The organism is Vibrio sp. 1727 (assembly GCF_033344415.1).
Taxonomy (GTDB): domain Bacteria; phylum Pseudomonadota; class Gammaproteobacteria; order Enterobacterales; family Vibrionaceae; genus Vibrio; species Vibrio alginolyticus.
Window position 1 is genome coordinate 22349 of sequence record NZ_JAWPOT010000024.1, and the last position, 24909, is coordinate 47257.

Annotated in this window: 21 protein-coding genes; 9 read left to right on the forward strand and 12 right to left on the reverse strand. The window is 45.1% G+C overall.

Annotated elements, in window-relative coordinates; all coding sequences use genetic code 11:
- Positions 1 to 50 precede the first annotated feature (50 nt).
- The gene (locus R8O10_RS19870) at positions 51 to 1043 is read right to left on the reverse strand and encodes a zinc-dependent alcohol dehydrogenase family protein (RefSeq protein WP_250654530.1); all 993 of its coding nucleotides are present in this window, start codon (positions 1041 to 1043) and stop codon (positions 51 to 53) included.
- Between the two features lie 88 nt (positions 1044 to 1131).
- Positions 1132 to 1947 (reverse strand): AraC family transcriptional regulator, encoded by an 816-nt coding sequence (locus R8O10_RS19875; protein WP_033906852.1) that lies wholly within the window; start codon positions 1945 to 1947, stop codon positions 1132 to 1134.
- 111 nt (positions 1948 to 2058) lie between these two features.
- On the opposite strand from R8O10_RS19875, the gene R8O10_RS19880 reads away from it, so the two are divergent.
- Complete coding sequence (locus tag R8O10_RS19880) at positions 2059 to 2751, forward strand: MOSC domain-containing protein (RefSeq protein WP_158173296.1); 693 nt, start codon at positions 2059 to 2061, stop codon at positions 2749 to 2751.
- Between the two features lie 65 nt (positions 2752 to 2816).
- Here R8O10_RS19880 and R8O10_RS19885 read toward each other — a convergent pair whose 3' ends face one another.
- Together R8O10_RS19885 and R8O10_RS19890 are read right to left on the reverse strand one after the other, a co-directional pair.
- Positions 2817 to 4055, reverse strand: coding sequence for a DEAD/DEAH box helicase (locus R8O10_RS19885; protein ID WP_213899048.1), 1239 nt, complete (start codon positions 4053 to 4055; stop codon positions 2817 to 2819).
- A gap of 265 nt (positions 4056 to 4320) precedes the next feature.
- Positions 4321 to 5322, reverse strand: a complete 1002-nt coding sequence (locus R8O10_RS19890; RefSeq protein WP_005374598.1) for an arginine deiminase-related protein — start codon at positions 5320 to 5322, stop codon at positions 4321 to 4323.
- A 404-nt stretch (positions 5323 to 5726) separates the two neighbouring features.
- Between R8O10_RS19890 and R8O10_RS19895 the strand changes: the two genes are divergently transcribed.
- The gene (locus tag R8O10_RS19895; protein WP_149191684.1) at positions 5727 to 7577 is read left to right on the forward strand and encodes an ABC transporter ATP-binding protein; all 1851 of its coding nucleotides are present in this window, start codon (positions 5727 to 5729) and stop codon (positions 7575 to 7577) included.
- A gap of 592 nt (positions 7578 to 8169) precedes the next feature.
- On the forward strand, positions 8170 to 8877 hold the full coding sequence (locus R8O10_RS19900; protein ID WP_318191678.1) for a DUF445 domain-containing protein: 708 nt from the start codon (positions 8170 to 8172) through the stop codon (positions 8875 to 8877).
- A gap of 103 nt (positions 8878 to 8980) precedes the next feature.
- Here R8O10_RS19900 and R8O10_RS19905 read toward each other — a convergent pair whose 3' ends face one another.
- Complete coding sequence (locus R8O10_RS19905) at positions 8981 to 9457, reverse strand: Lrp/AsnC family transcriptional regulator (protein ID WP_005374595.1); 477 nt, start codon at positions 9455 to 9457, stop codon at positions 8981 to 8983.
- Positions 9458 to 9749: 292 nt separating this feature from the next.
- Positions 9750 to 9998: a hypothetical protein gene (locus tag R8O10_RS19910; RefSeq protein ID WP_005374593.1), complete on the reverse strand. Its 249-nt coding sequence runs from the start codon at positions 9996 to 9998 to the stop codon at positions 9750 to 9752.
- A gap of 359 nt (positions 9999 to 10357) precedes the next feature.
- Here R8O10_RS19910 and R8O10_RS19915 point away from each other — a divergent pair, with 359 nt between their 5' ends.
- Both R8O10_RS19915 and R8O10_RS19920 read left to right on the forward strand, forming a co-directional pair.
- Positions 10358 to 10891, forward strand: coding sequence for a GNAT family N-acetyltransferase (locus R8O10_RS19915; protein ID WP_054575373.1), 534 nt, complete (start codon positions 10358 to 10360; stop codon positions 10889 to 10891).
- Between the two features lie 18 nt (positions 10892 to 10909).
- Positions 10910 to 11344 (forward strand): hypothetical protein, encoded by a 435-nt coding sequence (locus tag R8O10_RS19920; protein ID WP_054575372.1) that lies wholly within the window; start codon positions 10910 to 10912, stop codon positions 11342 to 11344.
- Between the two features lie 91 nt (positions 11345 to 11435).
- Here R8O10_RS19920 and R8O10_RS19925 read toward each other — a convergent pair whose 3' ends face one another.
- Positions 11436 to 11675 (reverse strand): RNA recognition motif domain-containing protein, encoded by a 240-nt coding sequence (locus R8O10_RS19925; RefSeq protein ID WP_005374587.1) that lies wholly within the window; start codon positions 11673 to 11675, stop codon positions 11436 to 11438.
- Between the two features lie 148 nt (positions 11676 to 11823).
- On the opposite strand from R8O10_RS19925, the gene R8O10_RS19930 reads away from it, so the two are divergent.
- The gene (locus R8O10_RS19930; RefSeq protein WP_170889920.1) at positions 11824 to 12357 is read left to right on the forward strand and encodes a GNAT family N-acetyltransferase; all 534 of its coding nucleotides are present in this window, start codon (positions 11824 to 11826) and stop codon (positions 12355 to 12357) included.
- Between the two features lie 124 nt (positions 12358 to 12481).
- Here the strand turns inward: R8O10_RS19930 and putP are convergent, their stop codons facing one another.
- From putP to R8O10_RS19950, 4 genes are all read right to left on the reverse strand, one after another.
- Positions 12482 to 13975, reverse strand: a complete 1494-nt coding sequence (putP, locus tag R8O10_RS19935) for a sodium/proline symporter PutP (RefSeq protein WP_005374582.1) — start codon at positions 13973 to 13975, stop codon at positions 12482 to 12484.
- A gap of 136 nt (positions 13976 to 14111) precedes the next feature.
- Entirely contained in the window at positions 14112 to 14819 is a 708-nt protein-coding gene (locus tag R8O10_RS19940; RefSeq protein WP_104976368.1) for a 1-pyrroline-5-carboxylate dehydrogenase, read from the reverse strand.
- An 11-nt stretch (positions 14820 to 14830) separates the two neighbouring features.
- A complete protein-coding gene (gene putA, locus R8O10_RS19945) occupies positions 14831 to 17962 on the reverse strand; it encodes a bifunctional proline dehydrogenase/L-glutamate gamma-semialdehyde dehydrogenase PutA (RefSeq protein ID WP_005383560.1) in 3132 nt (1043 codons plus the stop codon).
- A gap of 404 nt (positions 17963 to 18366) precedes the next feature.
- A complete protein-coding gene (locus R8O10_RS19950) occupies positions 18367 to 19179 on the reverse strand; it encodes an AraC family transcriptional regulator (protein ID WP_017820064.1) in 813 nt (270 codons plus the stop codon).
- 972 nt (positions 19180 to 20151) lie between these two features.
- Between R8O10_RS19950 and R8O10_RS19955 the strand changes: the two genes are divergently transcribed.
- Positions 20152 to 20871, forward strand: coding sequence for a PAS domain-containing protein (locus R8O10_RS19955; protein ID WP_082240199.1), 720 nt, complete (start codon positions 20152 to 20154; stop codon positions 20869 to 20871).
- A 73-nt stretch (positions 20872 to 20944) separates the two neighbouring features.
- Here the strand turns inward: R8O10_RS19955 and pdxH are convergent, their stop codons facing one another.
- Positions 20945 to 21580: a pyridoxamine 5'-phosphate oxidase gene (pdxH, locus tag R8O10_RS19960; protein WP_005374570.1), complete on the reverse strand. Its 636-nt coding sequence runs from the start codon at positions 21578 to 21580 to the stop codon at positions 20945 to 20947.
- Positions 21581 to 21695: 115 nt separating this feature from the next.
- Here pdxH and R8O10_RS19965 point away from each other — a divergent pair, with 115 nt between their 5' ends.
- The gene (locus tag R8O10_RS19965; protein ID WP_318191679.1) at positions 21696 to 23570 is read left to right on the forward strand and encodes a sensor histidine kinase; all 1875 of its coding nucleotides are present in this window, start codon (positions 21696 to 21698) and stop codon (positions 23568 to 23570) included.
- Positions 23563 to 24786: a sigma-54-dependent transcriptional regulator gene (locus R8O10_RS19970; RefSeq protein ID WP_005374563.1), complete on the forward strand. Its 1224-nt coding sequence runs from the start codon at positions 23563 to 23565 to the stop codon at positions 24784 to 24786. Before R8O10_RS19965 ends, R8O10_RS19970 begins: the two co-directional genes overlap by 8 nt.
- The last annotated feature ends 123 nt before the right edge of the window (positions 24787 to 24909 follow it).

The window sequence follows — 24909 nt, forward strand, 5'->3', positions numbered from 1 at the left end:
TAAAAAAGGGAGGATTTTATCCTCCCTTTTCTCAACAGGCTCACTGTAATTCACAGCGTCAAAATGATTTTTCCTGACACTGCTGACGAGCGTCGCTCAACCATTTCAATCGCTGTTTGAAAGTCCTCTAACGGCAGATCATATGCAACGTTTAACTTTATGTCGCTGCTAATAAAGTGTTCTAACATTTCAGCGAACACCGTCTTTCTCCCGCCTTTACCTACCGATTCTTCCCAATACCGCAAAAAGAATGTACTAAAGTCGATGTTGTTGGCCTTCATCGATTCAAAAAACTCAGGCGTATAAGGCGTTAACGACAATGTTCCGTAGTTGATGTATTGGCCATTTTCTTTCAAGGTACGAATGAGATCCGTGCCAGCCTCACCACCTATCGCGTCCAGAGCGACCGTTGGTTGTGGCAGTTGGCGCGTTTGCAGCTGCGCTTGTAAGTCTTTCTTCGCGTCCAACACTGGAATAGTATCGTACGGATACTCGTCTGGCTTTGAGGTCACAGCAATCAGTGTAAAACCCAGTGAATGGGCGAGCTGGGCAAATATCTTACCGATCGCTGACCCTGCTGCATTGATGATCACCACATAGTCTTTGTTCAACTTAGCTACTTTAGTGGTGATCACCCACGCGGTTAACGCGTTGATGTACAACTGACAGGCATAGCCGTTCTCCAAACTCTCAGGTAGCGGAAAAAGATTCTCAGGCGAGGCATCTATGTAGTATTGCCAAGTACCACTCATCGCCACCAACACCTTTTGCCCAACTTGAAGGTCAGTTTGACCAACTGCACTGACTTCCACCACACGCCCAACCGCTTCAAATCCCGGCACGCGAGGTGGTACGTGAACGCGGCGGTATTGCCCAACACCATGAATGGAAAGCAAGTCACTTGGGTTAATATTGGTGGCTTCCAGTCGCACCCGAACCTTGCCCTGAGCAAGCGGTTTGAGGGGCTCTTTTTCCAACGACAGCGACGTTTGGGGCTGACCAAAACAGAATTGATTCACTCGAGTATTTATCGTTGGTGCCATTGTTATTCATACCATGTAATTGAAATTCAAAAAGGAAGTTTCGCGACTTCTACTCAAAAGCATTAAGTGAAGTCGAAACTCTGTATTTCTACCTGCGCGATGCGCCGTTCACTCTAAACTGTTGTGGCGTCATATCAAAATAGGCTTTAAATGCTTTGATGTAGGATGAGTCATTTTGATAACCCACTAGGTCTGCAATGGCTTGGATTGGCAACGATTCATCTAACAAAGAAAGCGAGTAAATTAGCCGAATTTGTTGCCGCCAAAGCAGAAATGAAGTGTTGAATTCCTTGGCGAACAGCCGTGATAAAGTACGCTCAGACGCCCCAATTTTCTCCCCCCACTCTTTTAGCGAACAGCTTAACGCGGGCTCGTCTGTCAATTGCTCGAAAATCAGTTTTAGTCGTCTGTCTTGTGGCAGCAATAACTGAAATGTCTGCACGTTGCTTTTCAAAATTTGATCATGCAACACCGCCAGCAAATGCAGCACTTCTTCGTGGCTTGTCTCACCTTCACACTGTCTGCGGATCTCTTGTAAAAGCTCATTTAAAAACGGCGTTAAAGCAATGGTTCTCACTTGTTGCTCGTACGTTGCGCCAAACTCAGGGTTGAGGTAAATGCCAACAAATATCGTGTTGCTTAGAGCAATCGACTCGTGTTGAACACCCGCAGGAACAAATAACGCAGAGGTGTGCGGAACCAAGTGCTGATAATGCTCAGTTTGTGTTTGCAATAACCCTTTGATAGGAAAGATGATTTGATGCCAAGTGTGTTGATGCAGCGCATCAATGTAACCTTTTGGCATGTCGATGGTTTTCACCAAAACAGGAGAATGGGGATTCGCGTCCATCATCTTATTGGAGGTGACGACGCCTGACTTCGAATCAATTTGGCGAGTTAGCATTGTTAGTTGTCTTTTCATCCCTACTCCGACACACGTTTACTAGGCTATCATGCTCCGCATCGCGAATGAAGGTAAACACTTTATCTCTCATTCAAATAATAAGGAGGTTATATGAAGAAAATCGGCGTCGTAAAAGCTGTGCTAGCAGGGAAAACCGTCCCTTATGCTCATGGAGCGCAAAGCGCAATCAACAAACAAGTGCTACCTGAGCGCCAGCACGCAACAGAGCTTGGTTTTACCAGTGATGAGCAAGGTGATCCGCGCTTTCATGGTGGCATTCAAAAAGCGCTTCATATTTACCCAAGCGAGCACTACCCAATCTGGCAACAAGAATTAGGCAAAAGACCAATTTTCCAATCCGCCGGCGGCTTTGGCGAAAACATCAGCTCCGAAGGCGTCACCGAATCCACGATTTGCTTGAAAGATAAAATTCGCATCGGCTCAACACTACTGGAAGTGTCGCAAGGTCGCATGCCTTGTTGGAAACTTAACGTACGTTTTGACCAACACGACATGGCGAGAAGACTGCAAGATACGCTTCGAACAGGCTGGTATTTCCGAGTGTTGGAAGAAGGCGATATCGGTGCAGGTGACGAGATTATTCTGTGCGAAAGACCTTATCCAGAATGGCCACTGGCTCGCATCATGGGCGCGGTTTTCACTGGCTGTTTAGATAGAAAAGAACTCACTCAGCTGTCTGAGCTGCCGTTAGTCGAGTCTTGGGGCAAGTTGGTCGAGCGCCGCCTAGAAACTGGCGAAGTTGAAGATTGGGAAATGCGCTTGGTTGGCCCAACTGTGGGTTAACACCCCAAAGTAAAATTTAAGCCACGCTCTGAACCGACTATGCCGTCAGAGCGTGTTTTTTTGGTTTACTTCGCACTCGGGGCTGGGCGTTTCGACTTACCTTGAAACTGCTTAATGCTCTTCTTAGCATTAGTTCGGCGGTTGGCTTTTTTATCGCGTGGCGCGCGTTTGCTCTCGCCAGTTGATGGCTTATCCGTTACTGGAAAACCAACCAGATCTTGCACTGGCAATGCACGTTGAGTCAGGTGACGAATCGCGTTTAGTGCGTCCATTTCACCATGACATACCAATGACATCGCCACACCTTGTTCGCCTGCGCGAGCAGTACGCCCAACTCGGTGAACATAAGTTTCTGCATGCATTGGCAGTTCAAAGTTGATCACTACAGGTAATTGCTCAATGTGAATGCCGCGCGCTAGTAGATCGGTGGCAATCAACACCTGAATTTGCCCAGATTTAAACTGCGCCAATGCTGCTTCTCGCTCAGCTTGGCTCTTATCACCGTGCAGCGCATTGGTTGAGATGCCCGCTTTATTCAGCTTCTTCGCTAAGCCATCGGCGTTCTCTTTCGCACCAATAAAGACTAATGCCTGAGTCCACGCGTTTTTTTGAATCAGTTCAATCAATGCCTTGGTTTTACTGCCTTTGTTGACGAGGTACAGCGTTTCAGCAATATCTTGGTTGGTGCTGTTTTCTTGATGCGCTGCAACTTGCTTTGGTGCCTGCATAAGCAGCTTCGCTTTATCCTTCAACTCATCTGAAAACGTTGCCGAGAACATTGCGGTTTGACGCTGGTTTGAAATCTGCCCTGCAATATTTTGTACGTCAGGCCAAAAGCCCATATCCAACAAACGGTCGGCTTCATCCAATACTAGATAATGAACATTGCTCAAATCCAAGCCATTGTTTGCTAGGTCAACCAAACGACCAGTCGTCGCGACAAGGATATGAGGATTTGTCGCTAGCGCCTGCTGTTGTTGCTCTTTATCAACGCCGCCACACAAACACACTGCGTTGAGTTCAAGAACTTGACCAACTTGGTTAATTGCTTCACTCACTTGCATTGCCAGCTCACGAGTTGGCACAAGAATCAGCGCTTTTTGCTCAGGATTGACACCCAGCTTTTCCAACAAAGGCAAACCATAAGCAAGGGTTTTGCCGCTGCCTGTATTTGCCAAAGCCAATAGATCTTGACCAGCCAACAGCTCAGGAATGGCCAACGCTTGAATATCGGTCGGTTTCTTGAAGTCTTTTGGCAGTGCGTGAATCAGCTCAGAACTCAATGAGAGAGTAGAAAATGGCATTAACGAAAACCTTGTACTTTGGGTTGAAGAAGCAATAAAAATAATGAAGATGCGGTAAAACGCAGGCGCGGACTTTACCACAATCTGCTAGGTGAACCATCCTATTTTAGGTGCTTAAACCAAGCGTCGCCTACGCAAATCGTCAGAAAACTAAAAAGCGCAAAAAAGCCGTTAGTCTGTACTGCCACAGAGCTAACGGCTAAAAACCCTTGAAGAGAACGCTTCATCAGCCTTTCACTGCGGCTGAAAAGAAATGTGCAGTTTATTAAAGCACAGCTTTACGATTCGGTAAGAACACTTCACCCAACATGCAACGAACCGAACCACCACCAATAGATTCTATGGTAGAAACGTCGAATGGCAGCAATTTACCGTGCGTTGCCAATTGGTTTCTTTGTGCTGGTGAAAATGCATCGTACGCCGATTGCGACATCGCAATCACCTTGTCGCCGTTGATCGTTTCTAGTTGCAGAATGTTACCGCAGAACTGGTTCATCTGATCAAGCGAAATTGAGATGACTTGCTTGTCTTTGGCGAGTGACTTCATTACAAAACGACGCTCAAATTCTGGGATCACTTCGTCACAAATCACGCAAAACTGTTCGCCAACCGCCATCATCACATTGGTGTGATAAATCGGCGCACCAGACGGCAAACGAGTTTGGAAAGAAATCACTCGTTCATAGCCAATACGATCGGCGTAATCTTCTAAAACCAGACGATCACAACGTTGTGAGAGTGCGGCGTAGACCGTTTTATTTAGGTGGTCAAACACCATCACACCCGTGCTTTCTAAATACGCTTGCTCGTCAAGATATTCAGTTAGACTGCTGCGTCGATGAACTTCTCGCCCTGCTTGCGCTAGTGCTGCCACAAGTGCATCGGGACGTACTTCTTTTTGACGGTTTTCACAGGCCATTGGAAAGGTGTACAACGTGCCATCTGGCGTAGTGCTAAACCAATTGTTTGGAAATACCGCGTCTGGCGTTGCAACATCTGAAGTTGGATAATCAAATTCAACAACTTGAACGCCCTCTTGACGCAGCGTTGCAACCATACTCGCGAACTCGGCCATTACTCGACGTGAGACTTCTTCTTGGCTGAGTGACACTTTATGTTGGAACTCATTATCTTGTGCGGTTTCTTCATTAAAACGAAACTCTTTCGGTGGCACCATCACTACGCAGTTTGCGGTTTGGCGCTGAGCACTTTGCGTGCTTTCTTCTTTCCCATTAGCAAATTGGGTCACTGATTCGTGTAATAGCATCCAATACATTCCTTATCACTAGAATGAGGAGATTGTAAATTTATTGTTAACTTCAGTTTTGCTGTTTTGACAATTAATTTAATTGCACAAAAGTAATTTTTGCTGCATTAAGTTCATTTTTCCTTAAATTTTATTGTCACTTTGCAGGTTTAAGCTTTTATGGCACCACGATGAACATGATAAGAATTCATCATAAGAATCAGAACCATAGACAATTACACTCATAACCAACTAGTTACATTTAAGACACAATCGGTTAGACTATTTTTTCGCCCCTCTCGTCAATCGGTCTGCTTTATCGAGGAGCAGGCAAAAAACTCTCATACACGCGGTTTCGTCCAAAGCAGCGTGAATCGATGGATTTAGCCACCCCAAATGGCACTGTTTTAACTTTAGGATGAGTTATGTTTAAACGATTTGAAGGCTTTACAGAGCCGTTCCCCAAATCTACACCGGATCAGCCTCCTTCAGGGATGTTCGCTTTTCTGCGTTATTACACTCGTGGTTATGAAAAGCCTTTGATCATCATGTCTTTGATGGCCACAATTGTGGCTGTTGTTGAGGTAATGTTGTTTGGCGCCATGGGACAATTGGTTGATTGGTTGTCTACCAGCAATCCAGAAACGTTCTTACAAGACAACAAATCGGATTTGATTTTCTACGGAGCCTTATTGCTGGTTGTCATGCCTATATTGGTGATCTTGTACTCGTTGCTCGTTCATCAAACGTTATTGGGCAACTACCCAATGTCTATCCGCTGGCTTGCACACCGGTATTTGCTCAATCAAAGCTTGAACTTCTATCAAGATGATTTTGCAGGTCGAGTCGCAACGAAAGTCATGCAAACCTCATTAGCTGTGCGCGAAACCGTGATGAAAGCTATGGATATGTTTGTTTACGTTACGGTTTACTTCACCAGCATGATCATTATGTTAGCGACGGCAGACTGGCGTTTGATGATCCCAATGATTGTCTGGCTACTCGCTTACATCGCTATCCAAATCTATTTTGTCCCTAAGCTCAAAGACGTCGCTTCAGCACAGGCCGATGCACGTTCGACAATGACAGGGCGCATCGTCGACAGTTATACCAATATTCAAACCGTCAAACTGTTTTCTCATAGCCAGCGCGAAACCCAATATGCCGAGCAAGGCATGAAAGGATTTTTGAATACGGTCTATCGTCAAATGCGCCTAGTGACCGGCTTCGACGTCGCTGTAGAGATCTCAAACTATATTTTGGTCTTTTCCGTTGCTGCTTTATCTATTTACCTGTGGTTGGATAGTGCCATTAGCGTTGGCGCGATTGCGATTGCTGTTAGTCTTGCATTACGCGTAAATGGTATGTCGATGTGGATAATGTGGGAAGTTGGCGCCCTCTTTGAAAACATGGGAACCGTTGTCGATGGAATGAAAACACTCTCTAAGCCTATTGATATTAAAGATAAACCAGGTGCAAAAGACTTGGTTGTCACTGAAGGAGGCATTCACTTTGATAACGTCAGCTTCCATTACGGTGAGAACAAAGGCGTAATTAGCCATCTCGATCTCAACATCAAACCAGGAGAGAAAGTAGGCTTGGTTGGGCGCTCCGGCGCCGGAAAATCGACTTTGGTGAACTTGTTACTTCGTTTCCACGATGTCGAAGACGGCAGCATTAAGATCGATGGACAGAACATCTCAGAAGTCACACAAGACTCTTTGCGTTCAAAGATCGGTATGGTGACCCAAGATACTTCTCTGCTACACCGTTCAATTCGAGACAATATTTTGTATGGCAATCCAGATGCGACAGAAGAAGATTTGCTGAAAGCCACTAAGCAAGCGCATGCCCATGAGTTTATCGAAACTCTGACCGACCCATTTGGTAATGTCGGATACGATGCGCAAGTTGGTGAACGTGGTGTGAAACTGTCTGGCGGCCAACGTCAGCGTATCGCAATATCTCGTGTGCTACTCAAAGATGCACCATTGCTGGTATTGGATGAAGCAACATCGGCTCTAGATTCAGAAGTCGAAGCAGCGATTCAGGAAAGCTTGAATGAATTAATGCAAGGGAAAACGGTTATTGCTATCGCTCACCGATTATCGACCATCGCACAAATGGATCGCCTCATCGTGCTAGATAAAGGCAGCATCGTTGAACAAGGTTCTCATCAAGAACTCATTGCGAATAACGGCATTTACGCCCAGCTTTGGGCGCATCAAACTGGCGGATTTATCGCTGAAGAACTAGACAATCAACACGCTTCTTAACGAGTGATAAGCTCAATAAAAACGGCGCTTTAAGCGCCGTTTTTTATTTAAATCCATGGCTAGATGCTCATATAGCCATTGTGGTTTCTCATATATGAAACACTCTCCATGATAAAGCTCACACTTTTTCTGCTAATATACCGCCTCGTTGCGTATCCATTGCAATGAACACAATACAGAGTATTGAGCCGTCTTCATTTGTCATTTCACTTTTTGAGAAACAGCTATACTCAATAGATGGCTTAGTTATTATATTAACAATAAGGTAATTAGCTTATGTGTAAATGTGGTTCAATGCAGATCGTACAACTCAAACCAAGTTGGGCTGACAAGCTATTTGGCTACTCAGAAAGATGGAAATGCCAACTTTGTTGTAAGATCTACCGCATCTAAAATTAAAAATAGAATCTTAGTTTTTCTAAGAAAAAGCAGTGGCCCGACAATGATTGTCGGGTTTTGTTTTTCTGAGCATTCATTTTTTGTCCCTTCTCTACAAGATTACTCATCACGGCAAAACCTAGCATCTTAATGTGACTTAGGTATAGAATCAGGCCCACTTATTCTTTCCGATATTCATATATAACTGGTCACTATGAACAAAAGTTTGCTAACGAATATCCTCGCTATCGCTTTGATGGCTGGAGGTCATCAATTACAAAACGACTATCTTTGGTATGCAGGGCTGTTTGCGTTCTCAGGCGCCATCACCAACTGGCTTGCCATCCATATGCTGTTTGAGAAAGTGCCTGGATTATACGGTTCTGGCGTGATCCCCGCGCGATTTGAAGAGTTTAAACTGGCTATCAAAAACTTAATGATGGAACAGTTTTTTACTGAAGCGAACATTGACCGATTCTTGAATAAAGAAATGGCGGGCGGTGTGAACATCGATCTTCAACCAGTAATTGAGAAAGTAGATTTAAATCCAGCATTTGATTCCCTAGTGGAAGTAATTGAAGGCTCTCAGTTTGGTGGCATGCTAGCGATGTTTGGCGGCTCGGAAGCGCTACAACCCATGCGCCAACCTTTCGTCGAAAAGATGCAAGAATCCATCATTGAGTTGAGCAAGAGCGATAACATCAAAGAAGCACTGAAAGAGCAATTCGAATCTCCTGCAATGATGGATGAGATAAAGCAGAACATTGAAGGTATCATCGATCAACGTTTAAGCGAATTAACACCGGCATTAGTTAAAGAAATGGTGCAAAAGATGATCAAAGAACACCTTGGCTGGCTAGTCGTTTGGGGCGGTGTTTTTGGTGGTTTAATTGGCGTCATCAGTACCTTTATCGGGGCATAATCGCTCACCGATTTATTAAAAAAGGAGCTTCGGCTCCTTTTTTAATCGAGAAAAAGTAATATACCAAGCCACGCTAAATAAGGAGGCTCAACACATGCCTCGCCTAACCAAGGAGCTCGGGATTAACACCAAATCCCGTTTTATGTTCTTCTATGACCACTTCACTACGAGTTTGAATCACGCCCGGAAGCGTGCCTAACTTACTCGACATAAACTCCTGATACGCTTTCATGCTCTTAACACGAACTTTTATCATGGTATCGAAATCTCCAGAGAGCGAGTAGCACTCTTCAATTTCAGGCATCAATTCCACCGCTTTCGCAAACTTTTCAAAAATAGAAAAACTGGTTTGGTCTAAACGAATATGGATGAATACTTGCACATCCAGCCCCAACTTTTCCGCATTCAACTCTGCATGGTAACCATTGATATACCCTTCTTTTTCTAGCCGCTTTACACGGTCAGAACATGGAGAAGTCGTTAAGTTAATCAGCTTTGCTAGTTCTACAACTGGAATTCTGCCTCTCGAATGAAGCACTCTCAAAATATGTAAATCAATCCGGTCCAATTGATAACTCATTAACCCACTTCCTTGCAACCACTTAGAAAGCATCACATTAATCGTTGCTCAAACAATTGCAAACCATCAAATGCACAGCATGTGAAATTCAGCAGAGAATAACCAGAAAACAACGAAGGAGGGAAAGAGCTATGATTATTGCCGCTCACTTAGTAACCGTGATATGAAGAGAAAAAGCAACCTAGCGGCTCCCGCGGAGTCGCAAATTTGAAAGCGCATGACACGCCTGTATAGATATGTCGTTCGGGCAACACTGCCCTATTTAACCATTAATCATGGCTATCACTCAGAGTTAGAGTGCGGCCGATGTATGCCGTGTAGGATGTGGCACAACCTCTCCAATTGCACGATGATTACAACAACGGCAGTAGTATTGAGGCTCCATCTCGTAATAATGTTCACCTGATACAAATTTCGCCATCAGCTGTGTAAAACTCACCATTTTGCCTGTTAACGAGTCAACAGACTGAGGCTCGCAACGCTTCATAATCACTTTATGTTGCGTTGATTTTCTACAAGCTGCGCAATATATATCCGGCATTTCTCTTCTCCCTACTTTTTTCGTCCTACTGACAATTGACATATTTTGTTCAAAATAATTCCACAATTAAAAAGCTCCTTTAATTTTTTGTGCCCTATCTTCAAAAAATTGAACGAAAGTATCAAAAAACTGAGACATTGGTCAGACCTCAACTTTTGTACCATCAATATGAGCAAACGTGCTTATGTGTGTAATAATACGACACATTACACATAAGCAATTGTTCGGGCTTATTATTTAGTAAGGCGCATGACAACTTTACAGCTGGCTAGATCGAGCTTTCGAGACGCCTTGTTATCTTGATTTATCTCGCAAACCAGTTGCTAGCAGCTATAGCCGTCTCATCAAGGAAGAAATGCATGACGATACAACCGACTCTTACTACCGAAAGACTCGTCCTCCGGCCATTCAATATCGATGACTGCCAACAAGTGGCTTTACTCGCTGGAGATAAGCGAATTGCCGACATGACAGCAAACATCCCTCATCCTTATGAGCGACCGATGGCGCAAGCATGGATAGATAGGCACGATCCGATGTATCAGCAGCATCAAGGCGTGGCGTACGCTATTACCTTGCGAAACACTGGTGAGTTACTTGGTGCAGTGAGTTTACCGTGTATCGAAGAGGGCTACGGTACATTAGGCTACTGGGTTGGCGTGCCACATTGGGGGAAAGGCTATGCATTCGAGGCCTCCAAAGCCTTACTCGAATTTGCTCGAATGCACTTTGAGTTAAACGGAATAACCGTGATGCATTTGGTGGACAATCAGCGTTCTAAATCGGTGATCCAAAAACTAAATATCCCTTACATCGGTGACAAAACATTGCGCATGCAAGGCAAAGAACGAAAGGTTTGTGTCTACCAACTCACGTTCGTCGCTTCTGAATAAAGTCGAGGAATATGTCGGATGATTATCCATGAAACTTCACAAAATCTGCCCAAGAACAACCCTTTCTTGCTAGGAACTGTATTGTTGTCGCTGTTCTATTTTTCCTACCTAGCAGACAAGGTCGTCGAGTTTGGACTCGTAGCACTCACAATAATAGGATTGAAACTGCTCTCAACGTACTTCACGCGCCGCGCGTTCAATCCTAAAACGCTAGATATCGATGCAAGCACCAACACCTTGAAGTACCGCCAGGGCTCAACGGTTTACTTCCGTCTACCTCTTGATGACATTGTCAAAGTCCAAATACAGAAAGAGTTCTTCTCTAGCAAAAGTTTGATGCTCTACACAGTCAACGACGCTTACCAAGTGCCGAATTCAGACAATTTCGATTCTCTACAGTTAAAGGATTTAATGAAACAACTTGAAGAGAGAATTGATGATCAATCTCGCTAAAACGAAAAGAGAAGACATTCTAGAATGTTGCCAATTTGGTCTCTAAATAGAAAGACAAAAAAGCCAGCAATAACGCTGGCTTTTCTCTGTGTTAGTCTTGTGCGACTTTCACGCGAATTTTGCTTTTTTCTACGTTCGTCAAATTCAGTGCTTCAAGAGCAGAAATGGCTTCTGCTTCGTCCGGCATGATGACAAAACCGAAGCCTTTCGACAAACCCGTGTCTTGATCAAGCACTAGCGAACACAGTTCTACTTTGCCGTACGCTGAGAATAATTTGCGGATATCTTGCTCGGTCATGTGACGAGCCAAGTTTCTTACTAAAAGTTTCATAATGAACCTAGTTGGTTTGATAACGGTTCGATTCTCTCAGTTTCTCTCTGGCAAACCAAGTGAATAATATGACGGCGTTGACTAGATCATTCTAAGTACATCTGTTTAAATGATTTTCCGTTCATTTTTCACCCATAGGAGAGTCGGCATGGAAACGAAACGTCTCAAACTCATCCCTGCTTGTTTAGAACGAGCCGAAGAGGCGCATCAAGCTGTCGTTCGCAGCCAAAAGACTCTCGAAGTCTATCTGCCGTGGGTGCCTCATGTGCTGACATTAGAAGCGATGATAGAAGGGACAGAGAAAGCCATCGCAAACTTTGAAAACTTCGAAGAAGAGCTGCGTTACTACATCATTGAAAAGGAAAGCGATCGCTTACTGGGTGCGGTCGGCTTGATGATTCGAGATCCCGACGTACCATCCTTTGAGATAGGTTATTGGTTAGATAATGCTGCCGTTGGCAATGGTTATGTTGCCGAGGCTGTGCTCGAAGTTGAGCGCTATGCGTTTGATGACTTGGGCGCCAAGAGAATCGCAATTCATGCTGATAGCACCAACCAAAAGAGCTGGGCTGTAGCCGAACGCTGTGGTTATGAGTTCGAAGGAGAGCTCAGAAACGAACGTCTTACCACATCGGGAGAGCTGAGTAACACCGTTATTTACGCCAAAATTCGTCGCGACTAACACTCCAATCTAACCGAGCAATGCTAAGCTCTGATCTCAAGCTACCACCATTAACGTTAATTAAGTTTCAGATAAAACAAAGCCCGCTAAAATAGCGGGCTTTGTGTTCATATACGGGAAGTTACTAGTCTAGTTCAACCAGTTTTTTCTCGAACGACTGGTGTTGGTCTAACACGTCTTGCGCAGCACCACCCGTTGCTTTACTTACCACAATGATGGCAAGCGTAGAGAAGATGATGCCCGGTACGATTTCGTACACATCAAACCAACCGCCAGTTAGCTGCTTCCAAACCACGATAGTGATACCACCAACAAGAATACCTGCTAACGCGCCGTTACGGTTCATACCGCTCCAGTAAAGGCTAAGTACAACCGCAGGACCAAATGCCGCACCAAAACCAGCCCAAGCGTAAGATACAAGACCAAGTACTGAGCTATCAGGCGTCATCGCTAGGAATAGCGCAACAAGCGAAATAACGATAACACCGATACGACCAATCATTACGATTTCTTCAGAAGACGCTTCTGGCTTGAATACTTGCTTGTAGAAATCTTCTGCAAGCGCTGAAGATGAAACAAGGAGCTGTGAGTCAGCGGTACTCATTACCGCCGCTAGGATTGCTGCTAACAACATACCCGCAACGACAGGGTGGAATACTGCGTTAACCAATAGCATGAAGATCTTCTCACCGTCCTCTAGTTGAGTACCCGGATGACCCGTAACCCAAACCAGACCAACAAGACCAACAAGCATTGCACCAACCATAGATAGTGCCGTCCAAATCACTGCGATACGACGTGCAGTCGTTAGATCTTTGTTTGAACGAGACGCTTTAAAACGCGCTAGGATGTGTGGCTGACCAAAGTAACCAAGGCCCCACGCCGCTAGAGAGATAATGGCAATCGCAGACAATGGTTCGCCTTTCGCGTCATTCCATAGCGTTGCAAGTTCTGGGTTGATGTCATGTAGATCAGAACTTAGCTGACCTAAACCACCGTCCATTACCGCTATAGGAACAATCATTAGCGCAGCCGCCATTAGCAGACCTTGCACTAAGTCAGTCCAAGATACCGCTAGGAAACCACCGAATAGTGTGTAAGAAACGACACACACCGTACCGATGATAACAGCGTAGGTATAATCTAGACCGAATACCGTCTCAAACAGTTTGCCCCCTGCGACCAAACCTGAGCTGGTGTAGAAAAGGAAAAATAGAAGAATGAAAAACGCAGAGATTGTCTGAATCAGTTTCGACTTATCGTTGAAGCGACGTGACAGGAACTCTGGCAACGTTAGCGCGTCAGTTTGGATACTGTAGGTACGGAGGCGTTTTGCACTGATGAGCCAGTTTGCCCATGTACCAAGAAGTAGACCGCCGGCTAACCAGAAGGCCTCGATACCCGCAGCGTACGCATAGCCAGGCAAGCCTAGCAGCAACCAACCACTCATGTCTGAAGCACCTGCAGATAATGCAGCAGGCCACGGACCTAGGCTACGGCCACCTAGGAAGTAGTCAGATGAATTGGAAGTCCTCTTATACGCGTAAACGCCAATAGCAACCATAATCAGTAAATACGCCACAAAAGTGGACGTGATAGCAAAGCTATTTTCTATCATTAGATAGTCCTCGTTATAATTATTTCCTTCCTTGCCTGCCCTGATATTTTACCGTCTCAGCAATACATCAGAGTATAAAAAACCAATCTGGACCGGCTCTCAGTCCAGTTACTCCAGATTGGCATTACAAGTCAGGTTAGTGAGTTTCGTTCCCCAACTCGAGTAGAGTTGCGTTACCACCCACCGCGGTAATATTTATCGTTCGAGTGCGCTCAGTAATGAAGCGCAACGAGAGATGAGGATCATGAGCCAATTTCGGTGACTCTAAATCCGTTTCAGAAACTAAGCCGACGATTGCACCGTCACGCTTAGCTAGTTGAAGATTGAGCGCATGCTCAACCTGTGAACGCCCAACATAACCCACACTACGTACATCGCTCTCAAGCAACGGGGCAGACGCATCGTACGCAACAACCTGGACTAAGTTAGATGGGAAGTTTGCCAACGCTACAGCTTGCTTAACCAATTGGTTTAGCTCTGCATTGTCACTGCAAACGACCACACTGTTGCCTGCAATTAAGGCACAGGTGATCATCGCAAAAGCACCGTATAACGCATTATCAGCAGGCTCGATGTTGTTTTCACAAATCACCAAAGCCACACCGCGTCCTGCGGCATACAGTTCGTTAGTTTCCCCTGTAGGGCCAACTAACTGGTGAGTTTCTGCAAGAAGAGCTGATGCTTGTTGCAAGTGGTAAGAAACCACTTTGGCAACGCTAGACTGCTGCCCTTCTAGTGCAGATTTAAATGCCAGAACATGCTCGCATTTGTAATCAAAATCAGTCAGATTCCACTGCTCCCACGCAGAGAATGCATCTTTAAAATAGGTGATCTGATGAACCATAATGCGACTCCTTATGCGTTTTCTGCTTGAGCAAGAAGATGTTGAGTAAAGCGGAATAGGTAGTGTGGACCACCAGCTTTCGGGCCAGTACCCGACAAGCCTTGACCACCAAACGGCTGTACACCAACCACAGCGCCAACTTGGTCTCGGTTGATGTAGCAGTTACCTACTCGAGCATGTTTCTCAATCCAACGGTACGTGGTTTCGTTACGGCTATGGATACCCATCGTCAAGCCAAAACCTGTTCTGTTGATCTGCGCAACCACGTTCGGTAATTCAGACGCTTTAAAGCGAACAATGTGCAAGATTGGACCAAATTGTTCTTCTTTCAGCACATCGATGCCCGAGATTTCAAACGCACTTGGTGAAACAAAGTCACCATGCTGGCACGATTCATCCAGCTGTAGCTGAGCGACTTTAGTCTGTGTTTTGCTCATTTGCTCAAGGTGAGCGAGGAGTTTTTGTTTTGCATTGCTGTCGATAACCGGACCAACATCTGTTTTGTGTAGGTAAGGTAAACCAACATGCAGTTCATTCATCGCACCCTGAATCAGGTTGATCATACGGTCTGCTACATCTTCTTGTACAAATAGAACACGAAGGGCAGAACAACGCTGACCAGCAGATGCAAACGCCGAACGAATCACATCACGCACCACCTGCTCTGGCAATGCAGTACTGTCCACAATCATTGCGTTTTGACCACCTGTTTCCGCAATAAACGGAACCGGTTTCGCGCTGCGCTCCGCAAGCGTGACGTTAATGCGTTGCGCCGTTGCCGTTGAACCAGTGAATGCCACACCAGCAATAGCATCATGAGAAGTCAGTGCATGACCGATCTCAGCGCCGCGACCAGTAAGTAACTGAATCACACCAGCAGGGAAACCCGCATCAAGCATTAATTCAATAGCGCGAGCGGCAATTAAGCTTGTTTGCTCAGCAGGTTTTGCAACCACAGTGTTACCTGCAATCAGTGCTGCCGTTACCTGACCAAGGAAGATAGCCAACGGGAAGTTCCAAGGGCTGATACACACAAACACACCAAGACCTTCACGGCTAGAAATGCGTTTCACACCGTCAAAACCTTCTAGCTCAAATGGCTGTAGGTTTTGCGCTTGTTTCGCGTAATAACGACAGAAATCCACTGCTTCACGAACTTCATCAATGCTATCGTGAATCGTTTTACCCGCTTCTTTGTGACAAATCGCCACCAGCTCAGCCAGATTTTCTTCCATTAAGTCAGCAAGCTTTTCTAAACAAGCCGCTTTTTGCTCAACAGGAACACCTTTCCAATCAGAGAAAGCACTTTGCGCCGCATCAATTGCAGCGGAAACGTGATCAAGAGTTGCAAATGCCACTTTGCCGACTTCAATTCGGCGATCGTATGGTGCGGTGATGATCTCAGCCGCATTTTCCTTGATCATGCTTTCGGCAAAGCGTTCACCATTGATCATCGGGCCTGCAACCCACTGGTTGTCCATGAAGCTTTCGACCTGAGCTTCAAATGGCTTCGCTTCACTGTCGATGTCAATGTTGACGCCATATGAGTTCTTACGCTCAGGGAAAATATCGGCAGGCAATGGAATTTTGTCGTTGTGTAGCGTGTCAAAACCCGTCAACACATCCACAGGGTGATGGGTCAACTCATAAATCGGACAACGCGCATCAACTAGACGGTGTACAAACGAGCTGTTCGCACCATTTTCAAGCAGACGACGAACCAAGTACGGAAGAAGATCAGCATGGCTACCGACAGGAGCATAAATACGTACTGGCTGACCGTACATTTTCATAACATGGTTATACAGTGAATCACCCATACCATGCAGGCGCTGGAACTCGTATTCTTTGTGCTCCGCCATGACAGCAATTGCCGTAACCGTGTGAGCATTGTGGCTTGCAAATTGTGGGTAGATATTACCGCGAACACCTTCGCTAAGTAGAAAACGAGCACAAGCTAGGTATGCAACGTCCGTCGCTTCTTTGCGAGTGTATACTGGGTAATTTGCATAACCCGCTTGTTGAGACCACTTGATTTCGCTGTCCCAGTACGCGCCTTTAACCAAACGCAGAGGAATAACGTCACCTTGCTCTTTTGCGAGTGCATTTAGCCACACCAAGACTGGTAGCGCACGTTTTGAGTAAGCTTGAATAACCAAACCAAACTTGCCCCAACCTTTCACAAGATCGCTACGGTACACTTTCTCAAATAGCTTCAGAGAAAGCTCAAGGCGATCCGCTTCTTCTGCATCGATTGTGATTGCAACGTCGACTTCAATTGCACGTTTCAATAGCTGCATTAGTGAGTCATACAACTCTGTCATTACACGTTCTTCATTTGCGACTTCGTAGCGCGGATGTAATGCAGAAAGCTTGATGGAAATCGAAGGCGCAGGGCTGGTGTCGTTACCGTAAGTCTCGCGACCCACCGCTTCGATCGCCATTAGGTAATCTTTGAAGTACTTGTTCGCGTCCGCTGTAGTTAACGCCGCCTCACCCAACATATCAAACGAGTAGGTGAAACCTTTGTCGCGCATTGGGCGACCGTTCTTTTGCGCTTCTTCGATCGTACGACCACGAACAAACTGGTGACCCATGATCTTCATTGCCTGATACATGGCTTTACGAATCACGGGCTCAGAGAATTTATTTACCAGACGGTTTACAGCCTGACCTGGGCTCTGGGTGCCTTGCTCACCAAGACCAACCACTTTACCTGTTAGCATGAGGCCCCATGTTGATGCGTTAACAAACACAGAGTCAGAGTTCTTCAGGTGAGATTTCCAGTCTGCGACACTCAACTTATCTTTAATCAAAGAATCTGCTGTCGCGGCATCTGGGATGCGCATTAATGCTTCTGCAAGACACATCAGCAAGATACCTTCTTGAGTATCTAAGCTGTATTCCAGCAATAAAGCATCAATCATCTGGATTGACTTCTTATCGGCACGAATGGCTTCGATAAGGTGGGTCGTTTGGGTAGTGATCGCCGATTTTTCATCCTCTGTCGGCGTCGCTAGTGGCAATAGTTGCTCTAGCCATTGAGACTCGTCCACCATATATAATGGCGAGATCAGTGACCACAACTTATCAAGCGGCTGCCCGATAAATTCCGGTGTCAACACGTTCGTAGCTGTAAACATGTGTGTTCCTCAATCTCACTCCTCGAAAACCGCTTCGAGGATTATCAATGGCTGGCAGTGTATTTTGAGGCCGATAAGAATACTTGTCAAAAACTACGACATTTTTGCCAAAAACTCGCTTTTATAACAAAACATCCACATAGTCACATTCAAATAGGTAATATTTTGTGTTGTAAATTTTAATTTTTTCATTGCATTCACAACAAAATATCAAGAATATCAATAAGATTTTTGTGAAGAGCTCGTTCTAAGAGAAAATGTAGGATCAAGTGGCATATCAACCACTGCAAAGAACAGAGAATTTAAAAAACGAGAGATAGGTCACGTGAATAAAACATAAAAAAACCATGCATAGTGCATGGCTTTATTCTGATTGATGATTATTTGACCTAAAAAACGCGTTGTTATCCAACTTGTTTTTTATAACGGGAAGGTGATATTCCCTGTAAGCGAGTAAAAGTATGAGTAAAAGTACTCTGGCTTGAGAAGCCAGTAAACTCGGCAATTTGCCCTAAAGAAAGGTGCCCTTGCTCGATTAATTCACGAGCCATGTCGATACGCTTTCCGAGAACATATTGATGAGGTGTAATCCCCATCTGCTCTTTAAACAAGCAATGGAACTGACTTTCCCCAAGAAACACTCGCCCGGCCAATTGAGCCACACTAATCTTATGACTCAGGTGCTGCTCAATGTAACGATCAATCGCCTCCAAATCAAAGCGCGACTCTTTTCGACTGGTCTCAAATGCCGAGATATGGCGCTGCATTAATGCAATCACAGTGTCGTTACACGCACGACTTAACAACAGGTCATCCGGATGGTTTCGCATTTCCTGAACCAACATCTGTATCAGCTTCTGAATTTGACTATCTAACTGGAAGTAGACATGGTCTCTCTCCAGGTTATTGATTTTTTGAAGCATTTCAGGATCATCATTTGTCGGTTTGGGCATATTCAGCACCAAAATATCCGATTGATTGATGACGCCACCGAAAGCATGATCAGAGCATGCGGTGACCACACAACCTTGACCAGGGCCGACAAGATTACCTCGCCCGCGCACTTCAAATTCGGCTTGCCCTTTTAAACCAATCACGATCTGCGTATAAGAATGATCGTGGCAATCCATATAAGACGGAAGTGTGATCAGCTCCGCCGGCTTTGGCAGAATAATCTCTTGATATGAAAGGATTTTTTGGTTATCTGAGTCACTCATTTTAAACACTCGTCTTTACACGGTCAGCTTACGTCTTCGCATCATATACCTTCTTTGTTGGGTTGCAACTTTTACCCAACTCAATCGACAAGATCAAATCAGCATGATCAAGTTCATTTACATGATCATAGTTCCGGAACGATGATCATGCGAGGTTAATTTACGGTCAGTGAGCAACCAATTTTATTAACAAAAACGGATAGATAGGCAACACCTTACGTATACATAATCAATCAATGTAAAGATCCTTGTTACCGAACAATCTGTTATTTTGTAAAACACCGTGCTCCATATTAGATAAGTCGTCTCCGAAACGGATCGAAACCCACGCTTAAACTCAACATAGAGGGATTTCCCCCCTTACTAATATGCCTCTGATTCAATACATTAGTTATCGAGCTTTAAGATGCATACGATCTAAGGCTCTCGGTATCTCATTGATACCTCTAACTTACTTAGCAGACCCTCGCTAGGTAATTTAGAACCTCTTCTACACGTCGACAAGATTATATCTTGTGTTGCCAGCCCGTCTTCAGGCTGGCTTTTTTTTCGCTTCTCAACAATGAAAACAATGGCATAAGCTGATATCATAGCTTTTGTCTCACTGTCCCTCTCATATGCTTAGGTGCTGCTCTTTCGCTCACAAGTGATATGAACGTCAACCACATTACAACTGAGTTGTAGGAAGCATGATCAAGGACGATACGAGTTGTAAGCCGAACATTAGGCGGACATCCGTGAGCGCACATATCTGTAATGAAACAGACCATTTTCCCAATTAAACTCTTCGTTCCATTTCGTCGTTGTCTATGACTACCTGACGAAAACATCGAACACCATGAATTTAATTGGATTGAGCGCCAATCAACGAACGTGTTCTAGCAACGTAACTGCCTACTTGGCAACATCAATACGAGCCATGTAACACGGACGTCTCTGTATTGGTAAAAGCAGTATGTAGTGAGTCCTTTTGTGAATATTTCAGTCGATACCATAGAACAATCCCTCCTTAAACAGCTACCAGGTTGTTGGGGATGCAAAGATAAAGATTCGGTATTCCTATACGTAAACCAGGAATACGCAGAACTGTTAGGGCACACGTCGCCCGAGGAGTGCTTGGGTAAAACTGATTTTGATATGGCCAGCCCAACCACTGAATGCGCGCAAGAATTTCAACGCCAAGATAAACACGTTCTCGAAACTGGCGAGTCACTAAAAATTCTGGATATCCACCCTTATCCAGATGGCCGCTGGCGAGCACATATATTTACTAAAACACCGTGGCGAGATGACAATGGCGACATTGTAGGCACCATTTTCTACGGAAGAGAACTCACCGACACTGCCGTGATTGAAGTCGGGTATTGGGTTTGTCGTGCTATCAGTACCAACCCAAATCAACAATCCATCTTTCGTTTTTCTGACTTACAACCAAAACCAGAGAAGCTCACATGCCGCGAGCAAGAAACGCTTTTCCTCTTGCTCTATGGCAAAAAGCCTCAATTTATCTCTCAGGTCATGGGCATATCAACAAAAACCGTTGAAGGTCACGTCGCACGCTTACGTAATAAGTTTGCAGCGAACAGCAAGAACGAGCTAATAGATAAAGCAATGGAAGCAGGCTACGGCTCTGTTGTACCCAAAACGCTGCTTAAGCATCAATTATCGGTTGTGTTGAATGGAGAGCGATAATTCACATCGCTTCCACCTACAAAAACACCGCCCCAATTCGGCGGTGTTTGTTTATTCATGAGGGACCATAAGCCTATGGCGCTAAACGATCAATGTCCCAACTTCCATCATGCTGGGAGAAAAGAAAACGATCGTGAAGGCGATGTTCGCCACCTTGCCAAAATTCGATGCTCTTTGGTTTTACGCGAAAGCCACCCCAAAAGGTTGGTACTGGTATTTCACCCTTAGCAAACTTCTGTTTTAGCTCTAAAAACTTACCTTCCAACACACCTCTGGCAGAAATACGGCTACTTTGTTTGCTCGCGATTGCGGCCAACTGGCTCTCTTTAGGACGAGAAGTAAAGTATTTCATATTCTCTACGGCGGTAAGCTTTTCAGCCACACCAGTAATATGAACTTGGCGCTCTAACGGATGCCAAGGGAAGTGCAAACTAATATTGCTGTTATGCTCTAGCTGCTGGGCCTTGCGACTGCCTAGGTTGGTGTAAAACACAAAACCATCTTTGTCGACGTTTTTCAATAGAACAATGCGTTGAAACGGCATGCCATTTTCATCAACCGTTGCAACTGTCATCGCAGTCGGGTCCGTTAAACCCGCTTCAACTGCTTGCTCTAGCCACAGATTAAATTGATCAATAGGATCAGCTTTCAAATCTTTACGACGCAGCCCACCTTTGGTGTACTCACGACGAATATCAGCAAGTTCCATCTTTACTCCTTCACTCGTTTTTGTCGATTGTGCTCCCGATACTGAGGAAATACAAGGACATCATTGTGCTTGTTATCGTTGCCGCTCACAGCATCACAGTGCGTCATTTGATACCATGACACAAAAAACCAGTGAGCCGATCGTGAACTTACTCAACCCCAAAGCCCTACGTCATTTTTTACTGCTACTGTGTGCCGGCGGCATTTCAGGGCTTGCGCTTACTCATCATTACGCAACTCAATACAAACATGATCAATGGCAACAAAAGCTAGAGAGACAAGCCGCGCAAGTGTCACAAGAAGTGGACTACGAACTGGCAAAGTTTGAACAGATACCAAACCTATTAAGTCACGACCCAAGACTACTCAAAGCAGTAGAGCGCGGAACGCCCTCTCAAGAGCTCAACCTACTGTTATCAGATTGGTTGAAGCAAAGTTTGGCCGATACGATTTACGTTCATGACCGCACCGGGTTAGTCATAGCCTCAAGTAACTTTCAGCAAGAAGATACGTTTGTTGGCTCTAGCTTTAGCTATCGCCCCTATTTTAAAAATGCGCGACGCGGTGAGCCCGCTCAATATGTTGGATTAGGCGTGCGCTCGAATAAACGTGGGTACTTCTTCTCATCTCCGCTGTGGGTAAATGAGGAAGTCGTTGGCGTGATTACAGTAAAAGTGAACTTGGAGCAATTAGAACAGCGCCTTTCGCAAACCACGACTGACGTACTCATTACAGATAAACACAATGTCGTGTTTATGAGCAATTTACCAGACTGGCGCTATCGTGCACTTTTCCCACTGTCATCGAGTGCAATAAATGAACTTACCGAAACGCGTCAATATGGCGATACCTTACCCGAATATTTTGGTGAGTTAACGGCACACACTGGTGTCACGGAGTTTGATGACAATCAATTGCTTCTATCACCGAATTACCTCGCATACGCAACACACTTATTGGATAAAGGGTTTCGCGTCGTTGCCTTAATTAACCACAACAGCGTTCTTGCCGCCGTTTTACAGGCCGATATCGTCTTCCTGATCTTATATGCGCTCATTGCTCTAATTGCGTTAGCGTGGTTCCAAACCCTAGTTAACAAAGCACGCCTTGCCCATCTCAATGTGAGCCTAGAAGAAAAAGTAGTGCAACGGACACTAGTGCTAAGTGAAGCCAACCAAAAACTACAACAGACCATCCGCCAATATGAGCAAAGCCAACAAGAGCTTAAACAAACACAACAAGAACTGACGCAAGCCGCGAAATTGGCACTGTTGGGCGAGCTATCAGCCAGTATTAATCATGAGATAAATCAGCCACTTTCCGCACTAAGAACCTATACCGAAAACTCGCAGCGTTTGTTGGCAATGGAAAAATACCCAATGGTCGCTGACAATTTGGGCAAAATGCTGACACTCAATGACACCATTTCGGAAGTCATTGCCCGCTTAAAAGTCTTTACTCGGAAAGCCACGCACGATTCACACAATGAAATCTCAGTACTGCACGACGCGGTACATACTGCCACCAGCATTTTGAGCAACAAGCTTATTAAGCAAGGAGTAACACTAAAAGTTCCGGCCATCGACTATGATGTGAAGCTGGCCATTCACAGCGTTGAATTAGAACAAGTGCTGATAAACCTCTTCCACAACGCCGCACAAGCGATGGAAAACCACTGTATCGATCCGCAAATATCCATTGCTGTTCAGTGTCATGATGACAGTTGCGACATTCTTGTTTCCGATAACGGGCCTGGCATGTCGGACGAAGCCCTAGCAAAAGTCTTTGATCCATTTTTTACGACTAAGCCAGAGGGCTTAGGATTAGGTTTGACCATCTCCAAACGCATTTTAGAGAGCTATCACGGCTCCCTCTGTGCCTATAAACATCAGAACACAGAACAACAAGCAGGAGGCATGACCTTTATCGTGACGCTACCAATAGTCAATCAGAATAAACGTACTCCAGAAGTGGAAAACGACCATGAATAACTCAGTTTTCTTTGTTGATGACGAACCACACATTCGTGATGCCGTGTCTCAAGCCCTGCTGATTGAAGGGATAGACGTCACCTGCTTACCAAACGCAGTAGAAGCCTTACGCGTAATCGACTCAAATACGCCTGCGATTATCATTACCGATATCCATATGCCCGTGATGGATGGCTTGGAGTTTATGCGAACTTTGCGAAGCAAAAACGATCACTTTCAATTCATCGTACTTACTGGACATGGAGATGTGAAAACCGCGGTAGATGCGATGAAAAGCGGCGCGTACGACTTTCTAGAAAAACCGTTTTCAACGGAACAGCTCATGAAATCGCTCAACAATGCCAGCGATAAACTGAACTTGTTGCAAGAAAACATCTGGCTTAAGAAAGAGCTCGACATGCAAACTCATGTTGGTCCGAAAATGATTGGTCACAGTAAGGCCATGGTGAGCATTCGTCGCGCCTTGATCAGTGCGCCCACAAGCCAGCCGCTCATTTTTGTAGGTCAAGATGGTACGGGTCGGCGACTCGCTGCACAATTTGCCCACGACATACATGCAACACCGGATAGTGAGCTAATCGCCGCTTCTGGTGAAGACCTCTATGAGCTTTCATTAGAAGCGCTCGACAAAGCCATACACCGCTTAAGTGAAGGAAAACGCCACTGCAGTTTGTACTTACATAGCGCAGAGCATGTATCATTTGAGCAATGGGAATACTTATTCAAGCACCCAAAACTTGAGCGTGTTTTTGGCGCGACCACCCAAGCCGAGCCACCTCTAAAATCCCTGGCAACTCTAATTCACTTACCGACGCTCGATGAAAGAAAGGAAGATATAGGGCCTTTATACAAGCACTTTGTGCGCCACACAGCGAGTCGATATCAGTTACAGCCGCCACATATCAGCCTAGAAGAGGTCAAACACCTCACCAGTCTCGAATGGCCAGAAAACGTTAAGCAGCTACGCCAATTTGCTGAACTTCGTGCCCTCAAGCCAGATACTTTTAGAATGGAAGATTGGAACAGTGAGAAAAGTCTTGAAATTCAGAGTATGACTCAGCGCACAGAATACTTTGAATATTGCTTGTTATTCGATGCATTGCAAAGACATCGCGGCAGACTCAAAGAGGTTCAACTAGAATTACAGGTATCACGCAAAACCTTGTACGACAAACTAAAAAAACATCAGTTGGATAAAGCCAAGTTCAAGGCGTAATAGCTATACTCCGGCGCTAATTATGCTTTTGTTTGATTTAGAAAGTGTAAGAAAGCTCATTTGAAGAGAGAATAACCCTCTTCTCATATTTTATTAGCCGAGCATGCTGACATGATCGGTTAA

Bases quoted from the DNA above. Each gene is read 5' to 3' on its own strand.
- R8O10_RS19970 (WP_005374563.1), top strand. From the start codon at position 23,563: ATGAATAACTCAGTTTTCTTTGTTGATGACGAACCACACATTCGTGAT.
- R8O10_RS19880 (WP_158173296.1), top strand. From the start codon at position 2,059: ATGAAGAAAATCGGCGTCGTAAAAGCTGTGCTAGCAGGGAAAACCGTC.
- R8O10_RS19890 (WP_005374598.1), bottom strand. From the start codon at position 5,322: ATGCTATTACACGAATCAGTGACCCAATTTGCTAATGGGAAAGAAGAA.
- putP (WP_005374582.1), bottom strand. From the start codon at position 13,975: ATGATAGAAAATAGCTTTGCTATCACGTCCACTTTTGTGGCGTATTTA.
- R8O10_RS19930 (WP_170889920.1), top strand. From the start codon at position 11,824: ATGGAAACGAAACGTCTCAAACTCATCCCTGCTTGTTTAGAACGAGCC.
- R8O10_RS19910 (WP_005374593.1), bottom strand. From the start codon at position 9,998: ATGCCGGATATATATTGCGCAGCTTGTAGAAAATCAACGCAACATAAA.
- R8O10_RS19905 (WP_005374595.1), bottom strand. From the start codon at position 9,457: ATGAGTTATCAATTGGACCGGATTGATTTACATATTTTGAGAGTGCTT.
- R8O10_RS19925 (WP_005374587.1), bottom strand. From the start codon at position 11,675: ATGAAACTTTTAGTAAGAAACTTGGCTCGTCACATGACCGAGCAAGAT.
- R8O10_RS19895 (WP_149191684.1), top strand. From the start codon at position 5,727: ATGTTTAAACGATTTGAAGGCTTTACAGAGCCGTTCCCCAAATCTACA.
- R8O10_RS19940 (WP_104976368.1), bottom strand. From the start codon at position 14,819: ATGGTTCATCAGATCACCTATTTTAAAGATGCATTCTCTGCGTGGGAG.
- R8O10_RS19875 (WP_033906852.1), bottom strand. From the start codon at position 1,947: ATGCTAACTCGCCAAATTGATTCGAAGTCAGGCGTCGTCACCTCCAAT.
- R8O10_RS19950 (WP_017820064.1), bottom strand. From the start codon at position 19,179: ATGAGTGACTCAGATAACCAAAAAATCCTTTCATATCAAGAGATTATT.
- R8O10_RS19965 (WP_318191679.1), top strand. From the start codon at position 21,696: ATGACACAAAAAACCAGTGAGCCGATCGTGAACTTACTCAACCCCAAA.
- putA (WP_005383560.1), bottom strand. From the start codon at position 17,962: ATGTTTACAGCTACGAACGTGTTGACACCGGAATTTATCGGGCAGCCG.
- R8O10_RS19920 (WP_054575372.1), top strand. From the start codon at position 10,910: ATGATTATCCATGAAACTTCACAAAATCTGCCCAAGAACAACCCTTTC.
- R8O10_RS19885 (WP_213899048.1), bottom strand. From the start codon at position 4,055: ATGCCATTTTCTACTCTCTCATTGAGTTCTGAGCTGATTCACGCACTG.
- R8O10_RS19915 (WP_054575373.1), top strand. From the start codon at position 10,358: ATGACGATACAACCGACTCTTACTACCGAAAGACTCGTCCTCCGGCCA.
- pdxH (WP_005374570.1), bottom strand. From the start codon at position 21,580: ATGGAACTTGCTGATATTCGTCGTGAGTACACCAAAGGTGGGCTGCGT.
- R8O10_RS19900 (WP_318191678.1), top strand. From the start codon at position 8,170: ATGAACAAAAGTTTGCTAACGAATATCCTCGCTATCGCTTTGATGGCT.
- R8O10_RS19870 (WP_250654530.1), bottom strand. From the start codon at position 1,043: ATGGCACCAACGATAAATACTCGAGTGAATCAATTCTGTTTTGGTCAG.